The sequence below is a fragment of the Microbulbifer guangxiensis genome, assembly GCF_021729075.1.
GTDB lineage: Bacteria > Pseudomonadota > Gammaproteobacteria > Pseudomonadales > Cellvibrionaceae > Microbulbifer > Microbulbifer guangxiensis.
On record NZ_JAJSAQ010000001.1, the window covers coordinates 230,341 to 244,236 of the forward strand.

General features: G+C 61.4%; 8 protein-coding genes. 5 read left to right on the forward strand and 3 right to left on the reverse strand.

The annotated features are described in order from the left end of the window. Window positions 1-218: 218 nt before the first annotated feature. From LVD12_RS01010 to LVD12_RS01025, 4 genes are all read left to right on the forward strand, one after another. Window positions 219-1,391, forward strand: a complete 1,173-nt coding sequence (locus tag LVD12_RS01010; protein WP_305080498.1) for an efflux RND transporter periplasmic adaptor subunit — start codon at window positions 219-221, stop codon at window positions 1,389-1,391. Window positions 1,392-1,399: 8 nt separating this feature from the next. After that, entirely contained in the window at window positions 1,400-4,579 is a 3,180-nt protein-coding gene (locus LVD12_RS01015; RefSeq protein ID WP_237064969.1) for an efflux RND transporter permease subunit, read from the forward strand. Between the two features lie 121 nt (window positions 4,580-4,700). Next, a complete protein-coding gene (locus LVD12_RS01020) occupies window positions 4,701-6,815 on the forward strand; it encodes a TonB-dependent receptor (RefSeq protein WP_237064971.1) in 2,115 nt (704 codons plus the stop codon). Between the two features lie 415 nt (window positions 6,816-7,230). Next, a complete protein-coding gene (locus LVD12_RS01025; RefSeq protein WP_237064973.1) occupies window positions 7,231-9,597 on the forward strand; it encodes a TonB-dependent receptor in 2,367 nt (788 codons plus the stop codon). 7 nt (window positions 9,598-9,604) lie between these two features. Here LVD12_RS01025 and LVD12_RS01030 read toward each other — a convergent pair whose 3' ends face one another. The 3 genes from LVD12_RS01030 to LVD12_RS01040 form a co-directional block, all read right to left on the reverse strand. Continuing rightward, entirely contained in the window at window positions 9,605-10,090 is a 486-nt protein-coding gene (locus tag LVD12_RS01030; RefSeq protein WP_237065875.1) for a nucleoside deaminase, read from the reverse strand. Window positions 10,091-10,233: 143 nt separating this feature from the next. Then, the gene (locus LVD12_RS01035) at window positions 10,234-10,836 is read right to left on the reverse strand and encodes an FMN-dependent NADH-azoreductase (RefSeq protein ID WP_237064975.1); all 603 of its coding nucleotides are present in this window, start codon (window positions 10,834-10,836) and stop codon (window positions 10,234-10,236) included. A 98-nt stretch (window positions 10,837-10,934) separates the two neighbouring features. Further along, window positions 10,935-11,798: a mechanosensitive ion channel family protein gene (locus tag LVD12_RS01040; RefSeq protein ID WP_237064977.1), complete on the reverse strand. Its 864-nt coding sequence runs from the start codon at window positions 11,796-11,798 to the stop codon at window positions 10,935-10,937. Between the two features lie 439 nt (window positions 11,799-12,237). Between LVD12_RS01040 and LVD12_RS01045 the strand changes: the two genes are divergently transcribed. Continuing rightward, entirely contained in the window at window positions 12,238-13,878 is a 1,641-nt protein-coding gene (locus LVD12_RS01045; RefSeq protein ID WP_237064979.1) for an acetolactate synthase large subunit, read from the forward strand. Window positions 13,879-13,896 lie beyond the last annotated feature (18 nt).

The window sequence follows — 13,896 nt, forward strand, 5'->3', positions numbered from 1 at the left end:
CTCGACAGGCATGATTGCAGGGCAGTGCGCCACTTTACCTGGCAGGCACCGCACTGATGCGGCGCGCAGTGTAATTCATATTCATGCATGAATGAATACTTGCTGTTGAATCGGGGCTCGACGTAGAATGCGCCGCTTCGAGAACCATTCATTCCTGTCATTGGCGCCAAAAGTGTCTTGGCAGCGCTCGCCGGGCTCCCGGTCACAGAGAGGTAATCATGCGGAAACGGAATCTGATCGTCGGCGTGCTGGCCGCAATGTCGCTACTGGTGGCCTGCAGCGAGGAGCAGGGCAGTCGCCCGGAGATGGTGCCTGAAGTGGCTGTGGTTACACTGGCGACTCAGGCGGTAACCCTTACCCGCGAACTCCCGGGCCGGACCAATCCCTACAAAGTCGCCGAAGTACGCCCGCAGGTGAATGGTCTGGTGCAGGAACAGCTGTTCCGCGAGGGTGGCATCGTTGAAGCCAACCAGCCGTTGTATCAACTGGATGACGCCACTTACCGGGCCGATTACGAGAGTGCCCGGGCCGTGCTGCAGAGTGCCCGCGCGGAACACAACGTGGCGCGTTTGAAGGCAGGGCGGGTGGCGAACCTGGTCAAGAGCGGTGCGGTGAGTGCCCAGGACCATGACAGCGCCCAGGCGGCACTGCAGAAGGCAGATGCTGCCGTGGCCAGGGCAAGAGCTGCAGTCCGGCGTGCTGAGGTGAACCTCGATTACGCCCGCATCAGTACGCCCATTGCTGGCCGCATCGGCAAGTCTTCCGTGACCCAGGGGGCGCTGGTGACAGCCAACCAGCCGCAGGCGCTGGCCACTGTTCAGCAGCTGGACCCCATTTACGTGGACCTCAACCAGTCCACCAGCGAGCTGCTTAGCCTGCGCCGTGCCGTGGAAGCCGGCAAAGTGGCGGATGCCCGCGATCTGCCGGTGACCATCCTGCTGGATGATGGCAGCACCTACGAGCACCGCGGAGAGCTCGAGTTTGCGGAAGCCCGTGTCGACCCGACCACTGGCAGCGTACTGCTGCGGGTGGTGGTGCCCAACCCCGATCACATGCTGCTGCCTGGCATGTATGTGCGCGCCGTCATCGGACGTGGTGTGAAAGAAAATGCTGTGGTGGTGCCGCAGCAGGCGGTAATGCGGGACCCGAAGGGCAACACCAACGCCCTGGTGGTGAACGCAGAGAACCAGGTTGAGCGGCGCCCGGTTACCGTGAGCCAGACCATCGGTGATGGGTGGCTTGTCGAAGAGGGACTTGCGGCGGGCGACCGGGTGATTGTCGAGGGTCTGCAGAAAGTGCGCCCGGGCGTTGCGGTCCGCGCCGTTGAGTCCGAAGAGGCGGCCGGCGTGGCAAACGCCGCAGCGGATGCCACCGACGCAGCGGACTCCTGAGGTAAACCATGGCAGCTTTCTTTATTGACCGACCCATCTTTGCCTGGGTTATCGCCATTATCGTCATGCTCGGTGGCGGCCTTGCGATCAGCAAGCTGGCGATCGAGCGCTACCCGGATATTGCCCCGCCGACGGTCAGTATCAGCGCCAGCTACCCCGGTGCCTCTGCCAAAGTCGTGGAGGACTCCGTTACCCAGGTCATCGAGCAGAACATGACCGGGCTCGACGGCCTGCTTTATATGTCGGCCACCAGCGAATCCATCGGCCAGGTGAACATCACTCTGACCTTTGCCAATGGCACCGACCCGGATATCGCCCAGGTGCAGGTGCAGAACAAGCTGCAACTGGCGATGCCGTTGCTGCCGGAGGCGGTACAGCGCCAGGGCGTGAATGTCGGCAAGGGGCGCAGTGGCTTCCTGATGGTGGTCGGTTTTGTTTCGGAAGACGGGCGCATGAACCGCTCGGATATCGCCGATTTCGTCAACGCCAGCATCGTTGATCCGATCAGCCGCGTTCCCGGCGTGGGCGGTATCCAGGTGTTTGGTTCCCAGTACGCCATGCGTATCTGGCTGGACCCGAACAAGCTCGAGACCTACAGGCTGGTGCCCAGCGATGTCATCGCAGCCGTGCGCTCGCAGAACCAGCAGGTGGCTGTCGGCAGCCTCGGCGGCACGCCGGCCATTGATGGACAGCAGCTGAATGCCAATGTGGTGTCCCAGGGGCGCCTGGAAACCCCGGAACAATTTCGCGAGATCGTTATCCGTTCCAACCCTGATGGCTCGGTACTGAAGCTGGGGGATATCGCGCGGGTGGAGATCGGCGCTGAAAACTATGACTTTATCAGCCGCTTCAACCGTCAGCCGGCAACAGGCCTGGCGGTGACCCTGGCCACCGGCGCCAACGCGCTGGAGACCGCCGATGGCGTGCGGGAAAAGCTCAAGGAGCTGGAGCCGTATTTCCCAGCCGGGATCAAGTCCGTGGTGCCGTTTGACTCGACGCCGTTTGTGGAGGTTTCCATCAAGGGCGTGATCCAGACGCTGATTGAGGCGGTGATCCTGGTGTTCCTGGTGATGTACCTGTTCCTGCAGAACATCCGCGCCACGATTATTCCGACCATCGCCGTGCCGGTGGTGCTGCTGGGAACCTTCGGGATACTGGCGGCGCTGGGCTTCTCCATCAACATGCTCACGATGTTTGCCATGGTGCTGGCCATCGGCCTGCTGGTGGATGACGCCATTGTGGTGGTCGAGAACGTCGAGCGTGTGATGAACGAAGAGGGACTCTCGCCCAGGGAAGCCACACGCAAGTCGATGAAGCAGATCACGGGCGCACTGGTGGGCATCGGGGTGGTGCTGTCGGCGGTATTCGTACCCATGGCCTTTCTGGAAGGGGCCACCGGTGTGATTTACCGGCAGTTCTCGGCGACCATCGTTGCCGCAATGGCGCTGTCAGTGCTGGTGGCGATCGTGCTTACACCGGCGCTCTGCGCCACCATGCTGAAGCCTGTCGCGCGTGGCCAGGGCCATGTGCAGAAGGGCTTTTTCGGCTGGTTCAACCGCAACTTCGAGCGCGGCAGTGCCCGCTACCAGCGAGGAGTGCGCGGTATTGTGGCCCGCAGCGGCCGGTTCCTGCTCCTGTTTGCCGTGCTCACCGGCATTATGCTGGTGCTGTTCCAGCGCCTGCCCAGTTCATTCCTGCCGGAAGAAGACCAGGGTGTACTGCTCTCCATGGTGCAGACGCCGGTAGGGGCGACGCAGCAGCGCACCATGGAGTCGATCAAAAAGGTGGAGGACTACTACCTCGACCAGGAGCAGGACACCGTCGCCTCCGTATTCAGCGTACAGGGCTTCAGCTTTGCCGGTAGCGGCCAGAACAATGGCATTGCGTTCGTCAACATGCACGACTGGGGCGAGCGCGAGGCGCAGGGCCAGGATGCGGGCTCCGTGGCCATGCGGGCCATGGGGGCCCTGATGCAGATCAAGGATGCCATGGCGTTCGCATTCTCACCGCCTGCATTGCCGGGGCTCGGCACCTCGGGTGGGTTCGATTTCTACCTGAAGGACAACGCCAACCAGGGGCACGCGGCGCTGACCGAAGCGCGCAACCAGCTGCTGGGCGCGGCGGCACAGAGCCCATTGCTGGTGAATGTGCGTCCCAACGGCCAGGACGACACGCCCCAGTTCCGCCTCAATATTGATACCGAGAAGGCGGCCGCACTGGGCCTGTCGATCGACGAGATCAACAGCACGATTGGCACTGCCTGGGGCGGCCGTTATATCGATGACTTCATCGATCGCGGGCGGGTCAAGAAGGTGTACGTGCAGTCGGACGCGCCGTACCGCATGGTGCCAGAGGACTTCAGGCTGTGGTCCGTACGCAACCGCGACGGGGAGATGGTGCCGCTGTCGACGTTTGCCAGCTTCTCATGGGAATACGGATCGCCCCGGCTGGAGCGTTACAACGGTGTCCCCGCGATGCAGATCAACGGCTCTGCCGCACCGGGCGTGAGCTCGGGTGAAGCGATGGCTGAAGTGGAGCGGCTGGTGGCGCAGCTGCCGGCCGGCTTTGGTCTCGAGTGGACCGGCCTGTCCTACCAGGAGCGCCAGGCGGGCGCCCAGACCCCGCTGCTGTATACCCTGTCGCTTCTCATCGTGTTCCTGTGCCTGGCGGCTCTCTATGAGAGCTGGACGGTGCCAACTGCCGTGCTGTTGGTAGCCCCGCTGGGCATCCTGGGTGCAGTGCTGGCCAACACCCTGCGCGGTATGGAGCGTGACATCTATTTTCAGGTGGCCATGCTCACCACGGTGGGGCTGACCAGCAAGAACGCCATTCTGATCGTGGAGTTTGCCAAACAGAATCTCGAGGAGGGCATGGAACTGGTCCATGCGACCATGCGGGCGGTGCGCGATCGGCTGCGCCCGATCCTGATGACGTCGCTGGCGTTTGGCCTGGGTGTGCTGCCACTGGCGATAGCCACCGGGGCAGGCTCTGGCGCCCAGCGCGCTATCGGTACCGGTGTGCTTGGCGGCATGCTGGTGGGTACCCTGCTGGGACTGTTTTTCATACCGCTGTTCTTTGTGGTGGTCCAGCGCCTTTTCGGAAAGCGGCCGGTAGCCAACGAGTCAATGCCCCGACCCGGGGTTATGAATGAAGAACGAGAGGAGAGGGAAGAGGGCGCAGTGGTCTGATGGCGCCGATCCCGACGTAATACTTTGACGCCGGCATACGCCGGCGTTCTTTTTTTGTGGGCGTGATTCCGTAGAATTGGCCGGCAATCGGGGACAGAACAATAGTGTTGGAGCAGACAGCATGCGGGGGATCACTGCAATTCTGGTGTTGCTATCGGCTTCGGTCGTCGCGGCAGGTGAGACGGTTAAAACGAGTGGAGAAGCGCAGCGGGCAGCACACCCCAGTCCCATCCCCGTGCCCGATCGGATCGAGGCAATTGTCGTCACCGCCAGTCCGCTGGCAGCGGCCGGGGGTGAGTTTCCCGGCAGCCTGTCGGTGGTGGATGGCAGCGATCTCTCTCTGCTGAACCACAGCCATATCCAGCAGGCGCTGGTTCGGGTGCCCGGTGCCAACATCAGTCGCGGCAACGGCCAGGAGTACCTGCCGGCACTACGCTCGCCGGTGCTGACCGGCGCCGGTGCCTGCGGCAGTGTTCTCTCCATGCAGGATAACCTGCCTCTGTTTCCGGCCGGCTTCTGCAATATCAATGAACTGTTCGCGGCACACAGTGAGGCTGCGGAACGGGTGGAAGTCATCCGCGGACCTGCCGGGACGCTGCATGGTGCCGGGGCCATGCATGGCGTGATCAATGTGGTCGGGCCCTCCGCCAGATCGGAGGAGGAAACGCGTCTGCGGGCTGAGGCCGGTCCCGAGGATCGGTGGAAACTGGGCTTGCGCAGCAGTGCTGACACGCAGAAGGGTTCCATCCTTTCCTCGGCACTGTCTCTTGGCCAGGATGGTGGTTACCGGGCCCAATCCGGATTCGACCAGCAAAAGCTCAGCCTCGTATTCCGTTCCGCCGTATCCGGCGACGTCACCCGTTTTACCGGGACCAACCTGGAACAGGAAACGGCAGGGTATGTGGTCGGGGAAGACGCTTACCGGGATGACGCCCTGCGCCGCTCTAACCCGGATCCGGATGCCTTCCGCAACGTCCGCACCGCCCGTTTATCCCATAGTCTGACACGAGCCCTCGGATCCGGCTTCGAACTGGACATTACTCCCTATGTACGCTGGGGTGAGATGGCGTTTCTGCAACACTTCCTGCCCGGCCAGCCCCTTGAGCAGACCGGCTACCGGAGCGCTGGTTTTCGTGCGGATATCCAGTCGGATCTCAGCGCGACCACCCGGGTGATCGGGGGTCTCGACGCGGAGGTAACGCACGCCTCCCTGCGCCAGTCCCAGTCAGAACCGGCCAGCGGTTCCGACTTTCTGCGCGAGACCCTCCCGGTTGGCCTTCATTACGATTACCGGGTGGACGCTGCACAGCTGTCTCCGTTTGTGCTGGCGGCCTTAAGCCCCAGTGAACAACTGTCGCTGGAGCTGGGCCTTCGCCTCGAAGGGCTTCGGTACGACTACGACAACCGGATGCTGTCGGGACGCACCCGTGAAGACGGCAGCGCCTGCGGCTTTGGCGGTTGCCGCTACAATCGCCCGGCCGATCGCACCGACGATTTCGCCAACTGGTCGCCCCATGCAGGAGTGACCTATGAGTGGATGCCGGAGCAGCAGCTGTTCGTCAATCTGGCCCATGGATACAGGGCACCGCAAGCCACCGAGCTCTACCGCCTCCAACGGGACCAGTCTGTTGCCGAACTGGACTCAGAGGCATTGCGCAGTATTGAGTTCGGCTTGCGTGGCAGGGCGCCCCGATGGCGCTATGAGCTGGTGGGTTTCGCGATGGAGAAACGCAATGTCATCTTCAGGGATGCGGATTTCTTCAATCGCTCCGGCGCGTCCACCAGCCACCAGGGCGTCGAACTCGCGCTCGGTCTACAGCTGGCACCGCGCTGGTCGCTGGATCTGAGCGCCAGCTATGCAGAACACCGATACCGCGATGACCGGCTGCTCGATGGACTGCCCGTCGACGGAAAACTGGTGGATTCGGCGCCCCGTGTCTTTGGCAGCACCCGTCTTTCCTGGGTCCCGGATGAGAGCAGCAGGCTCGAGCTGGAATGGCAGCACCAGGGGCGCTATTACACCGATCCGCTCAACCTGCATGGCTATCCGGGGCATGACCTGCTCAACCTGCGTGCCGAGAGGCGACTGGGAGCAGGCTGGTCTGTCGCCCTGCGGCTGCTCAATCTCACCGATGAACACTATGCGGAACGGGCAGACTACAGCAGTTTTGCCGGTGATCGGTATTTCCCCGGAGAGCCCCGTGCGCTCTATGGAGAAGTGGCACTGCTTTTCTGACGAGTGCGTGCCGAGTGTCCCCCGTGTGGCAGTTCCCCAGGCTCCATTTAGCGGGAATGTTCTGGCCGCTTCCCGGCATGGAGTGGGGAGATTCGAACGGATGGGGTGTAATAGATCCGGGCGTTTGCGCGACTCACTCCGGGGCGTGATCGGAATGGGAATCGAGCGCAGTAATGTCGTCAGACAGGGAAGTGCATCCTGTGCGGATTAGCGCTGCTGCAGTTCCTTATCCATCGGCCTGCAATGACGGGCAGATTGGGTTACAGCGCGTGGCCTCTGTTTTGACGCTGGATCTAGTGGTCAAGGTTAGTGGTCACGGATGGCCAGCAATTCGTTATCGCGACGATGACCGGTGCCTCAAGATATGGATGGCGCCTCCGACAAATACATTGGGAATTAAAAAAGAGCCCCTTGAATGAACACCAAACAACGCTTTCTGCTATGTCCGCTGGCTGCTGCCCTCAGCGCTTTCACCTGTGTTGAGGTCATGGCTGCTGACGAATCGGTCGAGGCATCCCGTGTGGATGGTACGACTGAGTTTGTCGAAGTTCTGGGGGATCGCCTCGAGCAATCCAGTGTGGGTCCACGCAGTGGCGCTGCTGGTGGCGCTTTTGCTGGCGACCTGACCGCAGCGGAGATCGGCCGTTCGATCACGCCGGTGGGGGAGTGGCTGCTTGATGAGGCCGCGGTGGAGAACCTGCGCGACCTGCAGCGGGTCGCCCCCAATACCTATGGCGCCACCGGCTTCGGTGCTCCCAGCTTGCCAACCATCCGGGGTCAGCTCGGGGAGGTGTTCGAGGCGGGGATGCGTCGCCAGGTGGGCAACAACGGCCTGGGTATTCCCTTGTCCTTCAATGCTGTGGGCCAGGTGGATGTGGTGCGGGGCGTCCCTTCGGTGATGCTCGGTTCCACCCAGCGCACAGGTGGCTTCGTAAACCTGGCCCCCAAGCAACCGGGACTGGAGAGCAACGCTGGCAGTGCGGACTTTCGCGCCGGGCAGTGGGACCGCTACCGCACCCAGCTGGATTATTCCTATGTGCTTGAGCCCTCGCATAGTGCCGTGCGGTTCAGTCTTGAGCACCGCAATGAAGGCAGCTTCTACGACTTCAGTGGCCTGGACAGCAATAACCTGTTTGCCGCCTACCGCATGAAGCCCTCGGACGCGGCGGAGTGGAATATTTCGCTGGAATATTACGATATCAGCTGGACGGACAACGCCGGCATCAACCGTCCCACCCAGGCCCTGATCGACGACGGCCTCTATATCCAGGGGCAGGGTGTGGGTCCCGACGGCTCGACCGTGCCGGGTGCCGGGGCTGTGATCAGTCCCACCGATGTGGTCGAGATCGACCGCAGTCGCGTCCTCACTGATCCGCGCGATATCAACGGCGCGGATACCCTGCTGCTGCATTCTACCTATGAGGCGGTGCTCAGCGAATCACTGCGCTTCGTGAACCGCTCTTACTTCGAGTACCTGAACCGCGAAGAAATTGCCCAGAATAGCTTCGTTGAAATCATCGATGGAGCCAGCACCTTCGAGAACCGCACCGAGTGGCACTTCGACAACACTGTGGCCGGCATCGGCCTGCGTTACAACGACGTGCTCGGTTACAGTCAGTTCACCACTGAGGCGGACCTGCCCATCGACCTGACCGGGCCGCTGGACAACCGCCGTATACCCCTGACTAACGCCCAGAAAGCGCGCCTGGTGGAATTGCGGCCCGGGCTGTTTGTTTCGCCGGGCGGCCAGTACGACCTGGACGGGGATGGGGCAGGGGATTTCAACCTGTCGGATACCACTGACTCGACGAGCCTGCAGACTGGTGTGTTTCTCGAGCACCGCCAGGCACTGTCGGAGCGATGGTCTTTCACTGCCGGTGTGCGGGGGGACTGGTATCGGGTAGAGGCACGGGATCCGCTGGCGCCAGAGGGGGTCCGCGCGGCGGAAGACCGGCATCGGGATTTCCTCAAATCCGGCAACCTGACCCTGCACTTCGAGCCGGGCGAAGCAGGCATGGCTTACGCCACGGCGGCCTATCAGGAATCCACGTCCAACAGTCTCGGTGGCGGTAACAGCCTGGGCGGAGACAATACGATCAGTCCGCTGAATTTCGCCACGGAAAACCAGCTGTTGGAGCTCGGTTACAAGTATGCCCCCGCTGGCGCCGCCTGGTACTGGGATGCGGCCGTGTTCGACCAGACGCGCAGCCTGCGTAATCGCGATGGCAGCAATTCCGGCATTCGCACCCGTGGTGTAGAGGTGCAGGCCCAGTATCGCGGCGAGCGCCTGTGGGCCAATGCCGGCGCCAGTTATCTCGATGCGCGGTTCGATGATTCCGCGGCCTTCCAGGATGCCCGCCAGGTTGCCGATGCTTTTGACGATTCCCGGCCCGACATCATCGCCGGTACCGGTATCGGGGCGCCGAACTTCACTGCCTTCCCGCCCTCTGACGCCCGGCTGCAGGGGATTCCGAAATTAAGCGCGTCGGCGGCCATGGGCTATCGCATCAATGACCATTGGTCCGCAGGGGCCAGCCTTGCCGCCAGCGGCAGCTATCCGCTGGACTACCTGCAGACGGTCGAGATCCCGGCTCAGTTCACCCTCAACACGAATCTGCGCTACCAGTTCGCGGACCAGCGCACCAGTCTGCGCCTGAATGTATTCAACCTGACGGATGAAGAAAACTGGGCGCCAGTGTTTGAGGGGGGATACTTTGGGTCGACGCTGGTCTTCCCGGAGTTACCGAGATACTGGGACCTGAGCCTGGTTTATCAGCTGTGACACTTGGCTACCGGGCGGCACGTCCGGTCCATGCGGGATACAGCTTCTCACCATCCGGTACGGGCAGGTGCCACATTGGAAGTTGCCGGTCGGCAGGCGCCCTGGCCAGCTCGCGATAAATGTCCTCGGTGGAAAGCCCGTGGGGTTCGGCATCAGCCTGGCTCAGTGCGTAGTACACGGCACTGACACCGCTCAGGTACATGGCTGACAGGCACATGGGGCAGGGATGCCCACTGGCATACATCACAGTCCCGTCGAGTCGGTGATTGCCGGCGGCAGTCGTGGCCGCGCGCAGCGCTTCCATCTCTGCATGGGCGGTCACGTCTCCGCTGCGATGGATGGTGTTGACGCCCTCGGCCAGTATCTGCCCGTCCCTCACCAGTACGGCGCCGAAGGGCCGCCCGCCTTCCTCGCTGACATTGCTCAGCGCGAGGCTGACAGCCCTTGCAAGAAAATGGCGATGTGCCGCGACATCCTGCGCCTCAGTTGTCATCCCCACTGTTTTGCTCCCCTGTGCGTTCCGGTTGCAAGCAGCAATAGCGTAGTTGGGGTAGAGGGACTGGTAACGTCTGAGGGCGGCGACCGGCCGCCCTCAGGAAGATTGAGAGCAGGTGCTATTGAGGGGGGAGCAGGTCGTCAAGCGGCCTGCGCAGCCAGGGCCATTTTTTGCTGCGCTGACTCCAGTGCCTGCTGCCTGCTGTCTTCGCCGACAGCCAGTCCCTCGGCATGGATGAGCTCTACGTCCGTGATGCCGATGAAGCCGAGCATCTGACGAATGTAGGCCGTCTGGGCGTGATCCTCTCCGTAAATTCCACCACGGGTGATGAAGACCACCGCCTTCTTGCCAGTCAACAGCCCCTGCGGCCCATCCGGCGTATAGCGGAAGGTGATGCCAGCGCGGGCGATATGGTCAAAGTAGGTGCTGAGCGTGGAGGGGACGCTGAAATTGTACATGGGCACGCCGAGAACCAGCACGTCTGCCGCGCTGATTTCGTCAATCAATGCCTGGGAAAAGTCGGCAACTGCCCGCTGGGCAGGAGTGCGCTCCTCTTCCGGGGTGGTGAATGCCTGAAAGCGCTCCATGTCGAGGTGTGGAACCGGCTGCGCGGCGAGATCGCGGCTGGTGACGGTGCCACCGGGATTCTTTTCCAGCCACTGGCTCGCAAATGAATCGGCGAGCCGGGAAGACTGGCCATCCTGTTGGAACAGGCTGGTCTGGATTTTCAGTAGGTTTGCCATCGAACACCTCCTAAACAGGATCTGGTAATGATGGTGCTATTCAATCACTGACTAACTCGATAGAAAATCGCAAATTTCTGTAGGTACCTGTCGAAAATTTAGGATTCATTGCCAGTATTGGTGGCGGCTGCCTCAGTGGTTACCTCCTGCGGCCCGCTGTGCCAGAAGTTATAGAAATCCTCAGTCACCCGCTGCTCGATCTCATGGGCCTCCTCACGGGGACAGAACAGGGTGATGGTCACCACATCGTGGCCGAGCTCATTGGTGGTGAAGCTGATCTTCGCGTCCGTGCCGACCAACTCGACCCCGGTGCGGTGCTCGATCATCTGGCAGTAGCGCACGGCCACGTCATGGAAGGCCTCGCTGTGCTCGCGGATACGCTCCTGCAGGAATGCCTTGGCGGCAAATGGATTGCCACCTTTGTTCTCACGCGTAATGGAAAATGTGTGCTCGATATAGCGGCGCATGAAATTGAGGTTCTTCACCGGTTTGGTGAAGAAGACGTTATTCGGGATATACAGGGTGATCCCGGTGTAGCCGCTGCCAAGCCCGTGGGGGTCGATTTCGAGCAGGGTGGTGCTCAGCCAGTCACTGTCGATGACCTCGCCAAAATGCTCACCCACCATGATCCAGTCGCCCACCTGGAAAGAGCGCATATTGGCCTGGTAGAGCTTGCCGACCAGGCTCTGCACCAGCTCACGCAATGCCAGAACGATGGCAACGGAGAAGGCGGCAATGGAGAGGGCGAACTCCCGTAGCTCCGACACCCAGACTGCGACCAGTCCGATGACGATCACCAGGTTGGAAAAGTTGTGGACTGTGTTGATCCGGCGCCGGCGATCCTGCTTGGACCAGCGGGTAATGCGGGAAAAGAGCAAGGACAGGAGCACTCTCAGGAGAATGATCGTAGCGATCACCAGGCCCGAGAGGAGAAGCTTGTTTTCGAAAATCTGTTCCAACATGGAGTGACTACCGTGTCCGCCGCGCGGTCTGCCAGAGAAAAAAGGCGCCAATTATAGGGCCTCTCCGGGCTGAAACGCACCACCCAGAAAGAATAGACCGGAGACCCCGCTCAGCTGTTCATGTTTCCCCGGCGCGGCGCGGCGCAGGGCATGCGGACGATGTCGTGACAGGGCCCTGGTAAACGGGGTGCCAGGCCCGGGGCCCTGCATGGACACCTGTGGCTCTCGACACTTCGTCCTGGTCGAAAGAATGGCGGGGCCCTCGCCGGCTTTTTACCAACTTTCCAGTGGCAGGCGGCTCAGATCTTTCGCTGGAACCGGGCAGGCCACCCAAACCAGGTGCGGTGGTTGGCTACCATGCGGCTTGCGTTTCATGCCGGCGAGGCGACAATGAAAACGTCGCAGGGAAGAAAAACAGCAGAGGACGGGGTAATCGTTAATGAAAGCATCTGACTTGTTTGTACGGGCTCTGGAAGCAGAGGGCGCCGAATATGTGTTTGCCATCCCCGGCGAGGAGAACCTGGACCTGCTGGAGTCCCTGCGCGGGTCGAAAGTCAAACTGATCGTGACTCGCCACGAACAGGCTGCCGGCTTTATGGCGGCTACCTATGGCCGCCTGACAGGCCATTCGGGAGTCTGCCTGTCCACACTCGGTCCCGGCGCTACCAACCTGGTGACTGCGGCCGCCTATGCCCAGCTCGGCGCCATGCCAATGGTGATGGTGACGGGCCAGAAGCCGATCAAGAGTTCCAAGCAGGGCCAGTTCCAGATCATCGATGTGGTCGACATGATGCAGCCCCTGACGAAGTTCACCAAGACCATCGTCAGTGGTGACAATGTGCCTGCCCACGTTCGCGAGGCCTTTCGCCTGGCGGAAGAAGAGCGGCCGGGGGCGACGCACCTGGAGTTTCCCGAAGATATTGCCCGCGAGCACTCCACCATGCCGGTGCTCGAGCCCAGTTACACCCGCCGACCCATTGCCGAGGAAAAGGCCATTCGCCAGGCGGCCGAGGCCATTGCCGCGGCCCGGAAGCCATTGTTACTCATCGGCGCCGGGGCAAACCGCAAGCTGACCGCCAAGATGTTGCGGGAATTCGTCGCCAAGCTGGGCATCCCCACGATCACCACGCAGATGGGTAAGGGGGTTATCGACGAATCCGGCCCGCACTTTATCGGCAATACCGCCCTGTCGGACGGGGATTTTGTCCACAGGGCCATCGATCAGGCGGACCTCATCATCAATGTCGGCCACGACGTGGTGGAGAAACCCCCTTTCTTTATGCGGCCCGGCGGTGCCGAGGTCGTCCATATCAACTTCAACTCGGCCAAAGTAGACCCGGTTTACTTTCCCCAGATCGAGGTGGTCGGTGATATCGCCAACAGTCTGTGGCAGCTGAAAGAGCGCCTCGAGCCCCAGCAGCACTGGAGTTTCGCGGACGCACACAGGATTCGTGACGCCCTGCAGAAACATATCGTTGATGGCTGTGGTGACGACAGTTTCCCGATGCGGCCACAGTGCCTCGTCCAGCAAGTCCGCGATGTCATGCCGGAAAATGGCATCCTGGCCCTGGACAACGGCATGTACAAGATCTGGTTTGCCCGCAACTACCCGGCTCATTCACCCAATTCCGTGTTGCTGGACAATGCCCTGGCGACCATGGGGGCCGGCCTGCCATCGGCCATGGCCGCCAAACTGGTCTATCCGGATCGGCGTGTGCTCGCCATCTGTGGCGATGGTGGTTTCATGATGAATTCGCAGGAGCTGGAAACGGCAGTGCGCCTCAAGCAGGATCTGGTCATCCTCCTGTTAAGGGACGATGCCTATGGGATGATCAAATGGAAGCAGGCACAGATGGAGTTTCACGAGTTTGGCCTGGATTTCGGCAATCCGGACTTCGTCGCCTACGCCGAATCCTATGGTGCCCACGGGCATCGGGTAGGCGCCACCGCCGAGTTCAAGCCATTGCTGGAACACTGCTTTACCGAAGGTGGCGTGCACCTGATCGATGTGCCGGTGAATTACAGTGACAACGACCGGATCCTTAACCGGGAAATCCGGGAGCTGGCGCGCAAACTGTAAGGATATGAAGAAGTCTCA

Excerpts from the sequence above, each read along its gene's own strand:
- LVD12_RS01010 (WP_305080498.1), top strand. The coding sequence starts at position 219 with ATGCGGAAACGGAATCTGATCGTCGGCGTGCTGGCCGCAATGTCGCTA.
- LVD12_RS01025 (WP_237064973.1), top strand. The coding sequence starts at position 7,231 with ATGAACACCAAACAACGCTTTCTGCTATGTCCGCTGGCTGCTGCCCTC.
- LVD12_RS01040 (WP_237064977.1), bottom strand. The coding sequence starts at position 11,798 with ATGTTGGAACAGATTTTCGAAAACAAGCTTCTCCTCTCGGGCCTGGTG.
- LVD12_RS01020 (WP_237064971.1), top strand. The coding sequence starts at position 4,701 with ATGCGGGGGATCACTGCAATTCTGGTGTTGCTATCGGCTTCGGTCGTC.
- LVD12_RS01015 (WP_237064969.1), top strand. The coding sequence starts at position 1,400 with ATGGCAGCTTTCTTTATTGACCGACCCATCTTTGCCTGGGTTATCGCC.
- LVD12_RS01030 (WP_237065875.1), bottom strand. The coding sequence starts at position 10,090 with ATGACAACTGAGGCGCAGGATGTCGCGGCACATCGCCATTTTCTTGCA.
- LVD12_RS01035 (WP_237064975.1), bottom strand. The coding sequence starts at position 10,836 with ATGGCAAACCTACTGAAAATCCAGACCAGCCTGTTCCAACAGGATGGC.
- LVD12_RS01045 (WP_237064979.1), top strand. The coding sequence starts at position 12,238 with ATGAAAGCATCTGACTTGTTTGTACGGGCTCTGGAAGCAGAGGGCGCC.